This is a genomic window from Cupriavidus sp. UYPR2.512 (assembly GCF_000379565.1).
Classification (GTDB): Bacteria; Pseudomonadota; Gammaproteobacteria; order Burkholderiales; family Burkholderiaceae; genus Cupriavidus.
The window spans coordinates 486,396-503,379 of the sequence record NZ_KB902852.1 but is presented as its reverse complement, the minus strand read 5'-3'; the positions used below and the strand labels follow the sequence as shown (position 1 = coordinate 503,379).

At 67.6% G+C, this 16,984-nt stretch carries 16 protein-coding genes; 13 read left to right on the top strand and 3 right to left on the bottom strand.

Annotated features, from left to right (window positions below):
* Nucleotides 1-16: 16 nt before the first annotated feature.
* Both A3A5_RS0102245 and A3A5_RS0102240 read left to right on the top strand, forming a co-directional pair.
* A complete protein-coding gene (locus A3A5_RS0102245) occupies nucleotides 17-1,006 on the top strand; it encodes a D-glycerate dehydrogenase (RefSeq protein WP_018309037.1) in 990 nt (329 codons plus the stop codon).
* Between the two features lie 23 nt (nucleotides 1,007-1,029).
* Nucleotides 1,030-1,845, top strand: a complete 816-nt coding sequence (locus tag A3A5_RS0102240; protein WP_018309036.1) for a shikimate dehydrogenase — start codon at nucleotides 1,030-1,032, stop codon at nucleotides 1,843-1,845.
* Nucleotides 1,846-2,034: 189 nt separating this feature from the next.
* Here the strand turns inward: A3A5_RS0102240 and A3A5_RS0102235 are convergent, their stop codons facing one another.
* Nucleotides 2,035-2,664, bottom strand: coding sequence for an NAD(P)H-binding protein (locus A3A5_RS0102235; protein ID WP_018309035.1), 630 nt, complete (start codon nucleotides 2,662-2,664; stop codon nucleotides 2,035-2,037).
* Nucleotides 2,665-2,853: 189 nt separating this feature from the next.
* Here A3A5_RS0102235 and A3A5_RS0102230 point away from each other — a divergent pair, with 189 nt between their 5' ends.
* From A3A5_RS0102230 to A3A5_RS0102220, 3 genes are read left to right on the top strand one after another with little or no spacing between them, the layout of a single operon-like run.
* Nucleotides 2,854-3,849: a tripartite tricarboxylate transporter substrate binding protein gene (locus A3A5_RS0102230; protein ID WP_018309034.1), complete on the top strand. Its 996-nt coding sequence runs from the start codon at nucleotides 2,854-2,856 to the stop codon at nucleotides 3,847-3,849.
* A gap of 38 nt (nucleotides 3,850-3,887) precedes the next feature.
* Nucleotides 3,888-5,243 (top strand): acyclic terpene utilization AtuA family protein, encoded by a 1,356-nt coding sequence (locus A3A5_RS0102225; RefSeq protein WP_018309033.1) that lies wholly within the window; start codon nucleotides 3,888-3,890, stop codon nucleotides 5,241-5,243.
* A 9-nt stretch (nucleotides 5,244-5,252) separates the two neighbouring features.
* Nucleotides 5,253-5,603 (top strand): hypothetical protein, encoded by a 351-nt coding sequence (locus A3A5_RS0102220; RefSeq protein WP_018309032.1) that lies wholly within the window; start codon nucleotides 5,253-5,255, stop codon nucleotides 5,601-5,603.
* Between the two features lie 17 nt (nucleotides 5,604-5,620).
* Here the strand turns inward: A3A5_RS0102220 and A3A5_RS0102215 are convergent, their stop codons facing one another.
* Together A3A5_RS0102215 and A3A5_RS0102210 are read right to left on the bottom strand one after the other, a co-directional pair.
* Entirely contained in the window at nucleotides 5,621-6,439 is an 819-nt protein-coding gene (locus A3A5_RS0102215) for an IclR family transcriptional regulator (RefSeq protein ID WP_018309031.1), read from the bottom strand.
* Between the two features lie 41 nt (nucleotides 6,440-6,480).
* Nucleotides 6,481-7,674 carry an acyl-CoA dehydrogenase family protein gene (locus A3A5_RS0102210; protein ID WP_018309030.1) on the bottom strand — a complete coding sequence of 398 codons (1,194 nt, stop codon included), beginning with the start codon at nucleotides 7,672-7,674 and terminating at the stop codon, nucleotides 6,481-6,483.
* Between the two features lie 227 nt (nucleotides 7,675-7,901).
* On the opposite strand from A3A5_RS0102210, the gene A3A5_RS0102205 reads away from it, so the two are divergent.
* The 8 genes from A3A5_RS0102205 to A3A5_RS0102170 are packed head-to-tail and all read left to right on the top strand — an operon-like array spanning nucleotide 7,902 to nucleotide 16,928.
* Nucleotides 7,902-9,335: an FAD-binding oxidoreductase gene (locus tag A3A5_RS0102205; RefSeq protein ID WP_026200360.1), complete on the top strand. Its 1,434-nt coding sequence runs from the start codon at nucleotides 7,902-7,904 to the stop codon at nucleotides 9,333-9,335.
* Between the two features lie 19 nt (nucleotides 9,336-9,354).
* Entirely contained in the window at nucleotides 9,355-10,440 is a 1,086-nt protein-coding gene (locus tag A3A5_RS0102200) for an ABC transporter substrate-binding protein (RefSeq protein WP_018309028.1), read from the top strand.
* Between the two features lie 38 nt (nucleotides 10,441-10,478).
* Nucleotides 10,479-11,570 carry an ABC transporter ATP-binding protein gene (locus tag A3A5_RS0102195; RefSeq protein ID WP_018309027.1) on the top strand — a complete coding sequence of 364 codons (1,092 nt, stop codon included), beginning with the start codon at nucleotides 10,479-10,481 and terminating at the stop codon, nucleotides 11,568-11,570.
* Complete coding sequence (locus A3A5_RS0102190) at nucleotides 11,567-13,345, top strand: ABC transporter permease subunit (RefSeq protein ID WP_018309026.1); 1,779 nt, start codon at nucleotides 11,567-11,569, stop codon at nucleotides 13,343-13,345. The genes A3A5_RS0102195 and A3A5_RS0102190 overlap by 4 nt, the downstream gene beginning before the upstream one ends.
* An 11-nt stretch (nucleotides 13,346-13,356) precedes the next feature.
* On the top strand, nucleotides 13,357-14,271 hold the full coding sequence (gene dapA, locus A3A5_RS0102185) for a 4-hydroxy-tetrahydrodipicolinate synthase (RefSeq protein WP_018309025.1): 915 nt from the start codon (nucleotides 13,357-13,359) through the stop codon (nucleotides 14,269-14,271).
* Between the two features lie 13 nt (nucleotides 14,272-14,284).
* A complete protein-coding gene (locus A3A5_RS0102180) occupies nucleotides 14,285-15,442 on the top strand; it encodes an alpha-hydroxy acid oxidase (protein WP_018309024.1) in 1,158 nt (385 codons plus the stop codon).
* Between the two features lie 37 nt (nucleotides 15,443-15,479).
* Entirely contained in the window at nucleotides 15,480-16,304 is an 825-nt protein-coding gene (locus tag A3A5_RS0102175; protein WP_018309023.1) for an IclR family transcriptional regulator, read from the top strand.
* A gap of 18 nt (nucleotides 16,305-16,322) precedes the next feature.
* Nucleotides 16,323-16,928 carry a uracil-DNA glycosylase family protein gene (locus A3A5_RS0102170; protein ID WP_018309022.1) on the top strand — a complete coding sequence of 202 codons (606 nt, stop codon included), beginning with the start codon at nucleotides 16,323-16,325 and terminating at the stop codon, nucleotides 16,926-16,928.
* Nucleotides 16,929-16,984: the final 56 nt, after the last annotated feature.

The following is a 16,984-nucleotide window of genomic DNA, read 5'->3' as shown; positions in this document are numbered from 1 at the left end:
ACAGCAAGGATTTGCCATGCGCAAGAATGTACTGGTGTTCCGCCCGATTCCTGAGGACCTGCTCGCCAGGATCGCGTCGGAACATGACGTGATCGTGGCCGACCCGCGCCAGCCGGCACAACGGCCTGCCTTCCGCGCCGCACTGTCGAAAGCCCACGGCCTGATCGGCTCCAGCGTGAAGCTGGGCGCGGCGGAACTGGCCGAAGCGGGCCAGTTGGAGGTGATCTCGAGTATTTCGGTGGGCGTCGACAACTACGACCTCCCCTGCCTGCACCGGCGTGGCATCACCCTGTGCCACACGCCCGGCGTACTCACCGAGACCACCGCCGACACCATCTTCGCGCTCATCATGGCCACCAGCCGCCGCCTGGTCGAGCTGGCGGCCCATGTGCGCGAAGGCCGCTGGACCGCCAACATCGGAGAGGGCCTGTTCGGCTGGGACGTGCACGGCAAGACCCTGGCGATCCTGGGCTTCGGGCGCATCGGCCAGGCCGTGGCGCGACGCGCCGCGCTCGGCTTCGGCATGGAGGTGCTCTACGTCAACGAGACCGCAGCGGCACCGCCCGACCTGGCGGGACGCACCACCCGCACGGATCTCGACGATGCCTTGCTGCGCGCCGATATCGTCGCCGTGACGCTGCCCCTGACCGACAGCACGCGCGGCCTGATGGGCCTGCGCGAGTTCGCGCTGATGAAGCCGGGCGCCATCTTTGTCAATGGCGCGCGCGGCCAGATCGTGCAGGAAGACGCGCTGCTCGCGGCGCTCGAGAGCGGACACCTGCGCGCCGCCGGGCTGGACGTCTTCGCCACCGAGCCCCTGCCTCAGGATTCGCCGCTGCGCAGCCATCCCAAGGTGACAGCCCTGCCCCATATCGGCTCGGCCACGCATGAGACCCGGCGTGCCATGGCCGAACTCGCCACGCGCAACCTGCTGGACGCGCTCGCCGGGCGGCAGCCGGCTGCGCGCTTCGACCTGGCGGCCTTTGCCGCCCAGGCAGCCGCCTGACTCCCCCGCAAGGACAACCCGCAATGCCCGGTTCCATTCCCACGCTGTGCGGCTCGATCATGGGCGAGCCCATCACCTTCAATGTGCGCATCCACAATGCCGCCTATCGGGCGCTCGGGATCGACTACACCTTTGTGTGCTTCGGGGTGCAGGACGTGCCCGGCGCCGTGCAATCGATCCGCGCGCTCGGCGTGCGTGGCATGAATGTCTCGATGCCGCACAAGCAGGCGGTGATCCCGCATCTCGACCATCTCGACAGGACCGCCCGCGCCATCGGCGCGGTCAACACCATCAACAATATCGATGGCGTGCTGACCGGCTACAACACCGATTGCATCGGCGCCGTGCGGGCGTTCGGGGAGGTGACGGAAGTGGCCGGCAAGCGCATTGCGCTGCTGGGCGCGGGCGGCGCGGCGCGGGCGATGGCCTATGGCCTGCGCGAGGCCGGCGCCAGCGTGACCGTGTTCAACCGCACCGCGGCGCGTGGCGAAGAACTGGCCGGCTCGCTTGGCCTGCGCTTTGGCGGCGGGCTGACGGACTTCCGCGCGGCGGACTTCGACATGCTCGCCAACGCGACCGCCGCCGGCTTTCGCGCTCCCGATGTCAACCCGGTCCCCGGACAGCTCGCCGCACACCTGATCGTCATGGACGCTGCCTTCATCCCGGTCAGGAGCAAGCTGATCCGGGATGCCGCCGCGCTGGGCTGCCGTACCATCGACGGCACGCGCATGATGCTGCACCAGGCCTGCGCCCAGGTCGAGTTCTACACCGGCTGCGCACGCGCGCCGATCGAGGCAATGGAAGCGGCGCTGCTTGAGGAGATCGCTCGCCTGTCTTGAGCCCCCCTGCCGCCCTTGGCTCCGGATCGATGCGGACGCGCTGCCTCACTTCCGGAGGTCGGTCTTGGCCACCAGTGCCTTCATCACCGCATTGTCCGCCGCGATCATCGCCAAGCTTCCTGCCGGACTGTTCCTGCCCCTGGCGCCGGTCACACCGGTGACCAGCTGCGGCGCCGTGCAACGCCCGCTTCAGGTCAGGCGGTCCGATGTCACGACGTGGATGCCGAGCGCCGCGCCCTTCGCACACGCCACCATGGCCCTGGCAATCTGCTGCGCCGGATTAAGGCGCCAGCGACGAGGCAATACCGGCCCGAGCACTGTCAGCGCGGTCACCATGGCGCGTTCCCCGAAGCGGAACTCAGCGCGCTGCCCGCCGATCAATCCCGGGCGGACGCAGGTCAGCGATGGAAAGCCAAGCCCCGCCAGGTCGCGCTCCAGTTCGCCCTTCACCCGGTTGTAGAAAAAGCGTGAGGCCGCGTCCGCGCCGATCGCGGAATTCAGCACGTAGGCTGGCGTGCCATGTTGCCTGGCCAGGCGCGCAACGGCGAGTGGATAGTCATGGTCCACGCGCCGGAATGTCTGCTCGGAGCCGGCAGCCCGCATCGTGGTGCCGAGCGCGCAGATGACGGCATCCGCCTGCCACCATGGCGCATCTTCCGCCAGCCGGTCGAAGTCCACCACCGGCGCCAGCAGCTTCGGGTGCGCGGGCAGCGCGCGCCGGCCCGGCGCCACTACGCTATGTACGTCCGGGTCGGCAAGCGCCTGTTCCAGGACATGGCCTCCGACCAGTCCGGTCGCTCCCACCAGCAGCAGCTTCATGCTCAGCCTCTCCCTATCCACGCGCCCCACGACACTGGTCCGCTTGAAATTGCCTGAAATTTTCACCCAATGAAAATATACGGCATTCGTTTGACGCTGTTTCCCTCCGCTCCCTAAGATCTCCCACACAGAGTTTCCCTCAACGAAACCAGATGCGCGCGCACCGCCTCGCGCCCAGGAGACAACCCGATGCAGCGTCATTCCCGCCCGCGGCGTGCCATAGTCGCGGCGCTCGCCACCCTGCCCGCCTTGTGCGCCTGGACCGCACCGGCCTGCGCGGCAGAGGTATTTCCTTCGCGTCCGATCCGGCTGGTGGTGCCCTTCACGCCCGGCGGCACCACTGACATCCTGGCGCGCCTGGTTGCGCAGAAGGCTGGCGAGGCGCTGGGCCAGCAGATCGTGGTCGACAACCGTCCGGGCGCGGGCGGCAACATCGGCGCGGAGGTGGTGGCGCGCAGTGCGGCTGACGGCTATACGCTGCTGATGGGCACGCTGGGCACGCAGGTGACCAACCAGTTCATTTATCCGCGCATGCCGTACGACAGCACCCGGGACTTCGTGCCCGTGACGCTGGTCGCCAATTCCCCCAACGTGCTGCTTGTCAACAGCACGCTGAACGCCAGGTCGGTGGGCGAACTGGTGACGCTGGCCAGGCGCGAGCCGGGCAAGATCAACTACGCCTCCACCAGCACCGGCGGGTCGCCCCACCTGTCAGGCGAGTTGCTGAACATGATGGCGGGCGTCAGCATGCAGCACGTGCCGTACAAAGGGGCCGCCCCCGCCATGACGGACCTGCTCGCGGGCCAGGTCAACCTGATGTTCGACAACCTGCCGTCCGCGCTCGCACAGATCCAGGCTGGCAAAGTGACGGCGCTGGCGGTCACCAGTGCCAGGCGGGCCTCGGTGCTGCCCTCCGTGCCGACCGTGCGCGAGTCGGGGCTGCCGGGCTATGAAGTGAATTCCTGGTTCGGGCTGCTCGCGCCGGCCGGCACGCCGCCAGAGCGTGTGCGCCAGCTCCAGCAGGCGGTGGACAAGGTGCTGGCCACGCCGGACGTGCGCAAGCGCATCGAACAGCTTGGCGCCGAGCCGGGCGGCGAAGGCTCCGCAGCATTCGCGGCGCAGATCAGGAGCGATACGGAAAAATGGTCGCGCGTGATCCAGACCGCCGGCATCAAGGCGCAATGACACGGCTGGGCAGCGCCAACCCCTGACACAAGACAACCATGACCAAGACCAACACCCTTCGTATCGGCTCGGGATCGGGCTGGTGGGGCGACCGCGTGGAGCCCGCAGAGCGTTCGGCGCGCCTGGGCAAGCTCGACTACCTGTGCTTCGAGACCATGGCCGAGGCCACGGTATCGGCCGCGCAGGTGCGCAAGCGGCGCGATGCCGGCTTCGCCGGCTACGACACCTATCTCGACGAGCGCATGCGCGCAGTGCTGCCCCCCTGCATCGCCAACGGCACGCGCATCATCAGCAACCAGGGCTGGATTCATCCGCTGGGCGCGGCCAGGCGCGTGGCCGAACTCTGCGAGGAACTGGGCCTGCCCGGCGTCAGGATCGCCGCGGTCACCACCACGGACCTGACCGGGAGCATCTGCGAGCTGGATCTCACCCTGCTGGAAAGCGGCGCACCGGTTTGCTCGCTGCGTGAAACGCTGATCAGCGCCGAGCCGTACGAAGGCGCCGAGCCGATCGTCGCCGCATTGCGTGCCGGCGCGCAGATCGTGATCACCGGGCGCGTGGCCGACCCGTCGCTGTTCCTCGCGCCCATGATCCATCATTTCGGCTGGTCTCCGGACGACGTGACGCGGCTTGCGCGCGGCAGCGCCATCGGCCATTTGCTCGAGTGCGGCGCGCAGGTGACAGGGGGATATTTCGGCGACCCCGGCTACAAGGATGTGCCGGAACCATGGAACCTGGCCTTCCCGATCGCCGAGGTGGAGGCCGACGGCAGCGCCGTGATCGGCAAGGTGGATGGCAGCGGCGGGCGCATCGACCTGCAGACGGTCAAGGAGCAGATGTTCTATGAAGTCCACGACCCGCGCCGCTACATCACGCCGGACGTGGTGGTCGACTTCTCCACTGCGATGCTCGAACAGGTGGGGCCGGACCGCGTGCGCATCAGCGGCGTGAGCGGGCAGCCGCGCACCGACACGCTCAAGGTGTCGCTGGGCTGCACCGAAGGGCATATCGGAGAAGACATGTTCTTCTACGCGGGGCCGGGTTGCCTGGAAAAGGCCAGGCTGGCCAAACGCATCCTCGAAGCGCGCTTTGCCATGGCAAGGTTGCAGGCGGATGAGGTGCGCATCGACTTCCTGGGTGTCAACGCCGTGCACGGCGCGGCCTCGCCCGAACCTGCGTGCGAGCCCAACGAGATCGCGGTCCGCGTCGCCGCGCGCACCCGCACGCGCGAGGAAGCCGCCAAGGTCGGCCGCGAGATCGACAGCATGGCGGTCTGCGGCCTGGCTTCCACCGGCAAGCGCGTGCCGCACCAGGACCGCACGCGCGAGATCATCGGCGTCTGGTCGGCGCTGGTGCCGCGCGCATTGATCACCTCCCAGGTCCACTATCTCTGAGGATTCGCCATGCGTGTACCACTGCGACGTCTCGCACACAGCCGCTCCGGCGACAAGGGCAATACTTCGAACACGGCGGTCATCGCCTACGCGCCGGAGTTCTACCCGCATATCAAGGCACAGCTGACCGCACCCGCGTTCAAGGCGCTGTACGGCACGCTGATCACGGGCGCGGTCACGCGCCATGAAGTGGATGGGCTGCAGGTGCTCAATTTCGTCGCGGAGGGCGCGCTTGGCGGCGGTGTGTCGCGCAGCCTCGCGATCGACAACTACGGCAAGGCGCTGGCCAGTGCCGTGCTGCGTTTCGAAGTGGAGATACCTGACGCGTTGGCAGGCCTGCTGCGCGGGCCGGCGGCATAGGCTCGCCGGGATGCGCGTCAGCTGCCGCCGGGCTGGCGCCCCCTGGCACGCCGGCCGTCCGTAGACGCGTCGGCCCGCGGCGGTATCACGGTGCGCGTCCAGGCGCTGGTGATCCGCCGCGCCTCTTCCTTGAGCTTGCGCGACAGCGCGGCCTCGCGCGAGCGGATGCGCGCACTCATCGCCGCCACGCTCAAGGCACCGATCGGCCTGCCCTCATAGTCGAGAATCGGCACAGCGATGCCGCCCATGCCATCGACCACCCAATCGAGAAACAGCACATGCCCGCGCTCGCGGGCTGCCTCGATTTCCGCGGCAATGCATGCGGCATCGAGCCGCGGGTGCTTGCCAAGCTTGCGCGTGGTCTGCTGCAGCCGGCGCGCGCGCTCGGGCGCGGGCAGCCATGCCAGCACCGCCAGGCTGCCGGCGCCCACGCCGAGCGGCCGACGCGTGCCGACCGTCACGTAGTTCGCCCGTATCGCATACGTACCGGGTTCCAGGTCGGTGCACACCGCCTCGCCACGGCTGGCCTCGGTCAGCACGGCGGTATCCTCGAACGCCTCCACCAGCCGTTCCAGCGCCGGACGCGCCAGCTTGCGCAAGTCCACGCGCCGCTGCGCCACGTCTGCCAGCTGGAAGATCTCGGGCCCGATGCCGTAGCGGCGCGCCTGGTCGCGCGTGGCGAAGCCCTCCTGCACCAGCAGCCCGAGCATGCGCGAGGCCGTGGCCGGATCAAGCCCGGTGGCGCGCGCCACGTCGCTCATGCGGCGCACTTCCGGATCGGACAGCGCGCGCAGCACGGCCAGTGCGCGCTGGATCGGGGATGGGCGCGATGGCAACTGGCGGGCCCGCTCAGGCAAGCCCCGCGCCAGGGCGGCGCTCAGCCATGATGCGATGCTTCCAGGGTATCGCGCTTGATCTTCTTTGCCAGCGACCACTTGTGGACTTCGGTCGGGCCATCGTAGATGCGAAACGCACGCACTTCACGGAAGACCTGTTCGACGATGGTGTCGCGCGACACGCCCATGCCGCCGAGAATCTGCACGCAGCGGTCAGCCACGCGGAACAATGCATCGGACACGGCCACCTTGGCCATCGAACTCTCCGCCGTGCCCAGGGAGCCGCCGTCGAGCACCCCGGCGCACCAGTCGATCATCAGTGCGGCCTGTTGCAGGTCGATCAGGTTCTCGGCCAGCATGAAACCCACGCCCTCGTGGTCGATCAGCAGCTTGCCGAAAGCCTTGCGCGTGGTGGCGTAGGCGCGCGCGATCTCATCGGCACGTGCCACACCCCCGAACCAGCGCATGCAATGCGACAACCGCGCCGGCGACAAGCGAACCTGCGCATAACGAAAGCCCTCGTCCACCTCGCCCAGCACCTGGTCCTGCGGCACGCGCAGGCCGTCGATCAGGACCTGTGCATGGCCGCCCGGCATGGAACTGTCGATGGTATCGAGCAGGCGCTCGATGCGGATCGCCGGATGCGGCAGGTCGACCAGGAACATGGTGGCCTGCGCGCGCTCACCGTCGCCGGTACGCGCCATCAGGATGCCGACCCGGGCACCTTCCGCTCCGGTGATGAACTTCTTGCGCCCGCGGATCACCCAATCGCCGCCGTCCCTGACCGCTGTGGTCTGGAGCATCGCCGGATCGGAACCGGCCCCGCCCTCTTCCGCTGGCTCGGTCATGAAGAACGCGGAGCGGGCCTCGCCGCTGACCAGCGGCGCAAGGAAGCGTTGCTGCTGTGCGTCCGTGGCGACCTTGCCCAGCAGGAACATATTCCCCTCGTCCGGGGCCATGGTGTTGACCGCGACCGGCCCGAGGGGCGACAAGCCCGAGCGCTTGAGCACGGCCGCAGTTTCGAGCTGGGTCAGGTGAGACCCGTCGGCCAGGATATGTGGCGTCATGACGCCGGCCGCGCGCGCCTTGTCGCGAAGCTCAGCGACCAGCCCTGCCGTCGGGCCATGGGCTTCGCAGCGCACATCGCGCTCATAGGGCACCACCACGTCGCGGACAAAACGCTCGACGCGATCGGCAATGACACGGCTTCTTTCTGTGGGACAGGCAGTGAACATGGTGATCCTCATTGTCAGGACAGGATCAGATTGTAGGACGGCACACCGCGGGGGCGCTGTCACGGAAGGCCTCCGCGCAAGGAAATTCCTGGTATCAGGCCAGCAGTGTGCTGGCTCTCGCCTGACTAATTAATTGAATTGCGATTACTAGTATGTGGATTTCACCTATATCTATGCTTATGACAATCGAATAGTATGGCTTCAGTCGAGCACGAGGGCACAACGCGATGTCACTTGTATTGAAGCTGAAAGACTTGTTGGGACACGATGCGGTTCTCACCGAAGCCGCGGACGTTGCCGCCTACATCGAGGACTGGCGCGGCCGCTACACGGGTCCGGCGCTGTGCGTGGTGCTGCCGGCCTCCACCGCGCAAGTCGCCGCGGTGGTGCGGGCCGCGGCCCAGGCCAACGTGCCCGTGCTGCCCCAAGGCGGCAATACCAGCTTGTGCGGCGGCGCCGTACCGGCCCCGGACGGCACGCCGCCCATCGTCATCAGCCTGGCACGCATGCGGCGCATCCGCGCGATCGATGCGGCCAACAACTCGATGGAAGCCGAGGCAGGCTGCGTGCTGGCCGCCATCCAGCAGGCGGCGGCGGAACAGGGACGTCTCTACCCGGTGAGCCTGGGCGCCGAGGGCTCCTGCCAGATCGGCGGCAACATCGCCACCAATGCGGGCGGCACCGGCGTGCTGCGCTACGGCAACACCCGCGACAACGTGCTCGGCCTTGAAGTGGTCCTCCCTGACGGCCAGGTCTGGAACGGCCTGTACCGCTTGCGCAAGAACAACACCGGCCTCGATCTCAAGCACCTGTTCATCGGCTCCGAAGGCACGCTGGGCGTGATTACCGCCGCCACGCTCAAGCTGCACCCGCTGCCCACCGCGCACGCCATGGCGTGGCTGGCGGTGCGCACGCCGCAGGCGGCGCTGGAGATGCTGGGACGCTTTCAGCAGCGCTGCGGCGCCACCCTGTCCGCGTTTGAAATGCTCAACGACGTGCAATTGCGGATCGTGCTCGATCACGTGCCCGGCCGCCGTGCGCCCTTGCCTGCCAGCCATCCCTGGCACGTGCTGGTGGAACTTGCCGACACCGGCCGGCGCGAGCTGCTCGATGAGGTGCTGCAGGAAGTGCTGGAGCAAGGCGTGGCCGAAGGCCTGCTCGACGATGCCGTAGTGGCCGCCAGCGGCGCGCAGCGCGAGGCCATGTGGCAGGTGCGGCATAGCGTCTCCGAGGGCAACAAGAAGGCGGGCCTGGGCCTGAACACCGATTGCGCCGTGCCGGTCTCGGCGGTGCCGCAATTCATTGAGCGCGCCACCGCGGCAGCGCATGCGGTCCTGCCGGATTTGCCGATCATCGTCGTGGCCCACCTGGGCGATGGCAATGTCCATTTCATCCCGCTGGTGCCTTTCCCGCAGTGGGAAGCACTGCCAGGGCGCGATGCCGTGGCCGCCCGCATCAAGCACGCCATCGACCAGGTGGCTTATGAGCTGGGCGGCACCTTCAGCGCGGAACATGGCATTGGCCAGGTCCTGACCGAGGAAATGGCGCAGTTCAAGCCGGCGGTCGAGATCGCCATGATGCACGGCATCAAGCGCATGCTCGACCCTCGCGACCTGTTCAACCCCGGCCGGCTGCTGCCGTCCCCACCTTCCCAGCAATAACGGCAATCAAGGAGCTCGCATGAACGACCACAGCCCCATCAACTCTTCTCGCCGGCGTGCCCTCAAGGTCGCCGCTGCCGGCCTTGGGACCCTGGCCGCGCCCGCCGTGCTGCAATATGCGCGCGCGCAGTCCAAGCGCATCGTGGTGCGCGACGACGGCGGCATCTACACCAAGGCCTACAGCGCGGTGTACTACAAGCCGTTCACCGAGAAGACCGGCATCGAGGTCGTGGGCGTGCAGGCCAACGCCGAACCGGTGGCGCAGATCCGCAGCATGGTCGAGACCAGGAACTACACCTGGGACATGGCCAAGATCAGCCAGCCGGCCATCCTGCTGCTGACGCAGGGCGGCAAGGTCTACCTGGAGCAGCACGGCCTGGAGGGCGACGCCACCGTCAAGACCATTCCGGCGCATTTCATGTCGCCCTACGGCGTTGGCACCAACGTCTACACCACGGTCCTGGCCTATCGCACCGACGCCTTCAAGGGCCGCAAGGCGCCGTCCTCGTGGGCCGACTTCTGGAACGTCAAGGACTTCCCCGGCCGCCGCGCCCTGCGCAAGCACCCGTTCGACACGCTGGAAGAGTCGCTGATGGCCGCCGGCACGCAGACCTCGTCGCTGTATCCGCTCAATGTCGACCGGGCCATCGCGAACCTGGAGAAGATCAAGGCGAACGTGGACGTGTGGTGGAACTCCGGCGCCCAGGTGGAGCAGATGCTCAAGTCCGGCGAGGTCGACATGGTGGCCACCTGGGTGTCGCGCGCGCAGAGCGCGGCCGCCGCCGGTGCCCAGGTCGGCATCGTCTGGAACCAGAACCTGTGGGGCGTGGACAACTGGTCCATCCTGGCCGGCACGCCGAATGCGCAAGCCTGCCGCGAATTCATCAGGTTTGCGTCCGACCCCAAGCGCATGGCCTCGCTGGTGGAGTACTTCCCGGCGGGCGTGACCCAGCCGGATGCCTTCAAGTACATCAAGCCCGACGTCGCGAAGAACTGCCCGACCCACCCCGACAACATCAAGTCGGGCGTGCAGATCAACGCCAGGTACTGGCTCGACAACCAGGCCGCGGTGATGGAGAAGTTCAACGGCTGGATCCTCAAGTGATCTGAACCGCTTCACCAGACACGACAAGCAACGACACGATGCCGAATTTCAAACTCAAGATTTCCGGGCTGACCAAGCGTTATGGCGACTTCGTCGCGCTGGCACCGACCGACCTTGAAGTGGCCGAGGGGGAATTCCTTACCCTCCTGGGCCCTTCGGGCTCGGGCAAGACCACGCTGCTCAGCCTGATCGCCGGCCTGGCCGTGCCGGACGGCGGCCAGCTGCTGATCAACGGCAAGGACGTGACCTATGGCGCCCCCTACGAGCGCGATATCGGCATGGTGTTCCAGAACTACGCGCTGTTCCCGCACATGACGATTGCGGAGAACATCGCCTTCCCGCTGAAGATGCGCCGGGTCGACGCGGCCACGGCCAGGCGCCAGGCACTGGAAGCACTGGAAATGGTCCGCCTGCCCCACGTCGCGGCGCGCTTCCCGAAGGAACTCTCCGGCGGCCAGCAGCAGCGCATCGCGCTGGCCCGTTGCCTGGTCTACAAGCCGTCGATCATCCTGATGGATGAACCGCTGGGTGCCCTGGACAAGAAGCTGCGCGACCACATGCAGCTGGAAATCAAGCGCATCCACCGCGAGCTGGGCACGACCATCGTCTACGTCACGCACGATCAGGAAGAGGCGATGACGATGTCCGACCGCATCTGCCTGATGAACGGCGGCAAGATCGAGCAGCTGGGCACGCCGTCGGACCTGTACTTCCGCCCGCGCACGCTGTTCGTGGCCGACTTCCTGGGCGAATCGAACCTGTTCGAGGGCACGGTCACGCAAGTGCGCGGCGACCACGTGGAGGTGGCCCTGGCACAGGGCGGCGCCGTCGCCCATGCGGTCACGAATGCGCCGGTGGCTGCCGGGGGCAAGGTGCGGGTCATGGTGCGGCCGCAGAACATCGCCATGGCCAACGGCGTCACCGCTGCCAATGCGGTCAGCGGCAAAGTGCTGGACAGCATGATCACCGGCAGCCTGACCAAGCTGTACGTGGAATCCGACGCCGCCGGCCAGGCCCCGGTGGTGCTGTCTTACCCCACCTCGATGGGCGCTTCCCGGCATGCGGTCGGGCAGCAAGTCACGCTCACCTGGCAGCGCAGCGACGCTGTCGCCGTCCCGGATTCCCTATGACCGCCGCCGCCCTGCAACGCCGACCCCGGCCCTGGCTGCGGCCCGCCTTGCTGGCCGCGCCGCTGGTGCTCCTGTTCGTGGTGCTGCTGGCCTACCCGGTCGGCCAGCTCCTGCTGCTGAGCGTCTACAGCGACGGTGCCTTCACGCTGGCCAAGTACCGCCAGCTGTTTGCGTCGTCGGTCTACGTCGACGTGATGCTGATCACGCTGAAGATCTCGCTCTGGACCACGCTGCTTTCCGTGGTTGCCGGGTATCCGGTGGCCTACCTGATTTCGTCGCTGTCGAAGGACAAAAAGGCAAAGTGGCTGTTCTGGGTGCTGCTGTCGTTCTGGACCAGCTTCCTGGTGCGTGCCTTTGCCTGGATCGTGATGCTGGGCCGCAACGGCGTGGTCAACCAGCTGCTGACCGCCGCGGGCATCCAGGATGCGCCGTCCAATCTGCTGTACAGCCTCGGGGCGGTGCTGGTGGCGATGGTGCACGCGCTGATGCCGCTGGCGGTGCTGACCATGCTGTCGGTGATGGAGAATATCGACCGCAACCTGCCGCGCGCGGCACTGACGCTTGGGGCACGGCCTGGCACGGCGTTCTGGCGCGTCTACTTCCCGCTCTCGATGCCGGGCGTGGCGGCCGGCGCCATCATGGTGTTCGTCACCGCCGTCGGCTTCTTTATCGTGCCCGCGCTGCTGGGCGGACGCAAAGAGATCATGGTGGCCCAGCTGATCATCGACCAGGTGCAGCAGACCATGAACTGGGGCTTCGCCGGCTCGATCTCGGTGTTGCTGCTGCTGGTCGTGCTGGCGGTGTTCGCCCTGTATGACAAGGTGCTCGGCCTCTCGTCGATGGCTGGCGCAGCGGAGCAACGCACCCGCTCCGCGGCCGCGCACGATGGCGTGCTGCATCGGCTCGGCGACAGCGTGCTTGGCGCACTGGGAACGATCAGCGACAAGCTGCTGGCACTGGTGCCGCGCGGCCGGCGCGAACGGGGCGAATGGCAGCCGGGCGACTCGCTGCCGCTGCGCACGATCGTGCTGCTGGTGCTGCTGTTCCTGAGCGTACCGGCGCTGCTGATGATCCCGCTGTCGTTCGCCGACAAGTCGGGCCTGAACTGGCCGCCGCGCGGCTTCACGCTGCAGCACTACCAGGACATGCTGGCGTCGCCGCTGTGGATGCAGGCCGGGCTGCGCTCGCTGCTGGTAGGCCTTGGCGCCGCGGTGCTGGCGCTGCTGGTCGGCACGCCGGTGGCCTTCCTGCTGGCGCGCACGCAGATGCGGGGCAAGTCGCTGCTGCTGGCGTTCGTGCTGTCGCCGATCATCATCCCGCGCATGATCATCGCGGTGGGGATGTTCTACTTCTTCGCCAGGGTCGGGCTGGTCGGCACCTCGCTGGGCCTGATGATCGGCCACACAGTGGTTGCCGTGCCCTACGTCGTCATGACGATGATGGCGGTGCTGCGCAACTACGACACGCGGCTCGACCTGGCGGCGCAAAGCCTGGGCGCCAGGCCCTGGCAGACGCTGCGCTACGTGACGCTGCCGATCCTCGCCGCCGGGCTGTTCTCTTCCTTCCTGTTCGCCTTCGCCACCTCGTTCGATGAGCTGACGATCGCCCTGTTTGCCTCTGGCGGACTGAGCGCTACGCTGCCCAAACAGTTCTGGGACGAGGTGACGCTGCAGCTTTCACCGGTGATTGCCGCGGTGTCTACCTGCCTGTTCGTCTTCGTTACCATCCTGATCACCTGCGCGGAGCGCTTGCGCCGCAAGAGCGCCGGGCGCTGAGACCCATATCCATGAACAACAAGCTTACCGCCGCCGACCTGCGCGGCATCTTCCCCGCCATCCCGACCCCCGTGACGGCCGACGACCGGATCGACCAGGACGCCACGCGCAAGCTGATGGCCTACCTGCTGGGCCATGGCGTTGCCGGCGTGGTGCCGCTGGGCGGCACCGGCGAATACGGTGCCCTGGCGCGCGAAGAGCGGGTCCGCATGGCGGCCCTTTGCGTCGAAGCAGCGGCTGGCCAGGTTCCGGTCATTCCCGGCGTGCTCGACCCGGGCTTCCACGATGCGCTGGATGCAGGCAAGGCCTTTGCCGGCGTTGGCGCCTCTGCCTTGATGGTGCTGACGCCCTATTACACCTCGCCGACCCAGCAAGGCATCCGCGACTATTTCCTGCGCTATGCCGACGCCTCGCCGGTGCCGGTCATGATCTACGAGATCCCCTACCGCACGCGGATCGCGATCGCGCCCGAGGTGCTGCACGAGTTGTCGCGTCACGAAAACATCATCGGCATGAAAGCCTGCAACACCGACATGTACCACTTCCTCAAGGTGGTGGCGGGTGCCGACGACAGCTTCAGCGTGTTCAGCGGCGAGGACAGCCTGTTCCCGCTGCACATGGCGGCGGGTGCCAGGGGTGGCGTGGTCGTGACCGCCTCCGTGCTGCCGCGCACCTGGCGTGCCATCTATGAACTCGGCGTGGCCGGCAAGACCGCGCAAGCGGTACGCCTGCACCGCGAGCTGATTCCGTTGCTGGACCTGGCCTTCTCCGAAACCAATCCGGGGCCGCTGAAAGCCGTGCTCGACCTGGTGGGCGTGACCGCGCCAAAGGTGCTGGCACCGCTGGTAGCGCCGGCGCCCGGGCTGCAGGCACAGTTGCGTGCCGAACTGACGCAGCGGCTGCAAGCCGAGGCCGCCCTCGCCTGAGGCGCCGACGATCATGCTGCCGGCCATCAAGGACTATCGGGAACTGGCGCGGCGCCGGCTGTCGCGCTTCGCCTTCGACTACCTCGAGGGCGGCGCGGAGGACGGGCGCACGCTGGCACGCAACCTGGCCGCATACCAGGCACTGCTGTTCCGGCCGCGCGTGCTGCGCGATGTCACGGAGATCGATCCCGGCATGGAGATCTTCGGCCGCAAGTACAGCCTGCCGTTGCTGGTAGGCCCCACGGGGCTGAACGGACTGTACTGGCCGAAGGCCGAAGAGGCGCTGGCACGGGCCGCCCACGCAGAGGGCCTGCCCTTCGTGATGTCGACCGCATCGACCTCGCTGATCGAGGACGTGCGCGCCGCCACCGACGGCGACTTGTGGCTGCAGCTCTACGTGCAGCGCGACCGCTCCATCGCCGAGAACATGATGGCGCGCGCACGCGCCGGCGGCTTCAGCACCCTGATGCTGACCGTCGACACCATGGTGCACGGCAAGCGCGACCATGACATCCGCAATGGCTTTCGCATGCCGGTGCCGTGGACGCTGCGGCTGCTGGCCGACCTGGCGGCGCATCCGCGCTGGTGCCTGCGCATGCTGCGCCAGGGCGGCTCGCCGCAGCTGGTCAACCTGGCCCGCAGCAGCGGGCTGGCCAACGACCTGAAGACGCAGGCGGCAGGGTTGAGCCGGCAGATGGACATGTCGCTGTGCTGGGACGACATCGCCTGGCTGCGCCAGCACTGGCACGGGCCCGTCATCATCAAGGGTATCCTTACGCCGGCCGACGCGGAAATCGCCGCCCGCCAGGGCCTGGATGGCATCGTGGTCAGCAACCACGGCGGCCGCCAGCTGGAAGGCGCGCCCAGCGCGCTCGAGATGCTGCCCGCCATCGTCGCGGCGGCGGGCAAGATGCATGTATTCGTCGATGGCGGCGTGCGGCGTGGCGCCGACATCGCCAAGGCGCTGGCAATGGGCGCCCGCGGCGTGCTGGCGGGGCGCGCACCGCTGTACGGACTGGCGGCGCGCGGTCCCCGCGGCGTGGCGGAAGTCCTGGCCATCTTGCGTGGAGAATTCGAGACCACGCTGCGGCTGCTCGGCATTCCGGAGGCAGCGAAGCTGGACACCGCCGCGCTCTCGGACGGCCATGCCGCGCGGCTGGCCGCACTGTAAATCGTGAAGACAATGGCAAGGACGAGCAGGAGGTTGTGTGGATTCAGGTAATGAAGGCAACGGGCTGCGCACAAGGCGCGAGCGTTCGTCCCTGTTCGTCGGTTCGGTGGAAAAGGCCTTCCAGGTGCTGGAAGCCTTCCACGGCCCGGACCGCCGCCTGATGTCGATGGCGGAGATCGCGCGGGCGGCCGATCTCGACCGCAGCGCAACGCAGCGGCTGGTGCACACCCTGGAACAGCTGGGCTACATCCGGCGCCTGCCCGATTCGGCGATGTACGGGCTTGCGTCCAAGGCACTGGGCCTGTCGTACAACTACCTGCGCTCCAACGACCTGGTCGAGCGCGCATCGCCCTACCTGCTCGATATCAGCCGCACGCTGGGAGAAACCGCCAACCTGCAGGAACTCGACGGGCACGAGATCGTGTTCCTGGCCCGCTTCCCCGGGCAGCACCTGATCAACGTCGATTTCGGGGTCGGATACCGGCTCCCGGCCGTGTACACCGCGTCCGGGATTGCGATCCTGTCGAAGCTGCCCGAAGCGCAGCGCCTGGAGGTGGTGCGGGCGACCGCACTGAACCCCATCACGCCGTTCACCGAAACCGACCCCGACAAGCTGATGACGGCGATCCGCGAGGCCGGTGAACGCGGCTATGCCGTGGCTATCAACCAGACCGTGGTCGGCGACATCTCCGTCGCAGCCGCAATCACCGACCACCGCGGCCTGCCGGTCGGGGCCATCAACATCTCCGTCCCTTCCACGCGCTGGACGCTGGAAACCGCGCAGGCCAAGCTGGCCCCGCATGTGCAGGTGGCGGCCATGTCGATCTCGCAGGCGAAGCGGATGAGTTTTCAGACGGCATGAGCGATGCCAAGGACAGGGATGACCAAGCCAGTTCCCGCCCAGCGTTCTTCCCTCCAGGCACTCCTGACTGAAGTGCGCGCCTGCCGCGCCTGTGCGCCCCACCTGCCGCTCGGCCCGCGCCCGGTCGTGCGCGCCGGGGCCGATGCACGCATCCTGATCGTCGGACAAGCCCCGGGGATACGCGTGCACGAAACCGGCATTCCCTGGAACGACGCAAGCGGCGACCGCCTGCGGCAGTGGCTTGGGGTCGATGCCGCCACCTTCCTCGACGAATCGCAGTTCGCGATCATCCCGATGGGGTTCTGCTATCCCGGACGCGGCAAGAGCGGCGACAACCCGCCGCGCCGCGAATGCGCGCCACTGTGGCTCGACCGGCTGCTGGCGGAACTGCCATCGCTCGAGCTGACCTTGCTGGTCGGCCAGTACGCGCAGCGCCATTTCCTCGGGGCGCGCCGCAAGCCGACGCTGACCGAGACCGTCAGGGCATGGAAGGACTACGCGCCCGACTTCGTGCCGTTGCCGCATCCGTCACCGCGCAACCAGCCGTGGTTCAAGCTGCATCCCTGGTTTGATGGCGAGGTGCTGCCGATGTTGCGCGAGCGGGTTGGCCGGCTTTTGCGGTAGGTAGCAAGCGATACTCGCCCTCCCGCTGGCCGTAAAGCCCGAGGCCCGCCTTACGG

What these genes read in the sequence shown, in the direction of transcription:
- A3A5_RS0102200 (WP_018309028.1), top strand. Translation starts at nt 9,355, where the DNA reads ATGAACGACCACAGCCCCATCAACTCTTCTCGCCGGCGTGCCCTCAAG.
- A3A5_RS0102240 (WP_018309036.1), top strand. Translation starts at nt 1,030, where the DNA reads ATGCCCGGTTCCATTCCCACGCTGTGCGGCTCGATCATGGGCGAGCCC.
- A3A5_RS0102225 (WP_018309033.1), top strand. Translation starts at nt 3,888, where the DNA reads ATGACCAAGACCAACACCCTTCGTATCGGCTCGGGATCGGGCTGGTGG.
- A3A5_RS0102220 (WP_018309032.1), top strand. Translation starts at nt 5,253, where the DNA reads ATGCGTGTACCACTGCGACGTCTCGCACACAGCCGCTCCGGCGACAAG.
- A3A5_RS0102195 (WP_018309027.1), top strand. Translation starts at nt 10,479, where the DNA reads ATGCCGAATTTCAAACTCAAGATTTCCGGGCTGACCAAGCGTTATGGC.
- A3A5_RS0102205 (WP_026200360.1), top strand. Translation starts at nt 7,902, where the DNA reads ATGTCACTTGTATTGAAGCTGAAAGACTTGTTGGGACACGATGCGGTT.
- dapA (WP_018309025.1), top strand. Translation starts at nt 13,357, where the DNA reads ATGAACAACAAGCTTACCGCCGCCGACCTGCGCGGCATCTTCCCCGCC.
- A3A5_RS0102245 (WP_018309037.1), top strand. Translation starts at nt 17, where the DNA reads ATGCGCAAGAATGTACTGGTGTTCCGCCCGATTCCTGAGGACCTGCTC.
- A3A5_RS0102210 (WP_018309030.1), bottom strand. Translation starts at nt 7,674, where the DNA reads ATGTTCACTGCCTGTCCCACAGAAAGAAGCCGTGTCATTGCCGATCGC.
- A3A5_RS0102170 (WP_018309022.1), top strand. Translation starts at nt 16,323, where the DNA reads ATGACCAAGCCAGTTCCCGCCCAGCGTTCTTCCCTCCAGGCACTCCTG.
- A3A5_RS0102235 (WP_018309035.1), bottom strand. Translation starts at nt 2,664, where the DNA reads ATGAAGCTGCTGCTGGTGGGAGCGACCGGACTGGTCGGAGGCCATGTC.
- A3A5_RS0102190 (WP_018309026.1), top strand. Translation starts at nt 11,567, where the DNA reads ATGACCGCCGCCGCCCTGCAACGCCGACCCCGGCCCTGGCTGCGGCCC.
- A3A5_RS0102230 (WP_018309034.1), top strand. Translation starts at nt 2,854, where the DNA reads ATGCAGCGTCATTCCCGCCCGCGGCGTGCCATAGTCGCGGCGCTCGCC.
- A3A5_RS0102180 (WP_018309024.1), top strand. Translation starts at nt 14,285, where the DNA reads ATGCTGCCGGCCATCAAGGACTATCGGGAACTGGCGCGGCGCCGGCTG.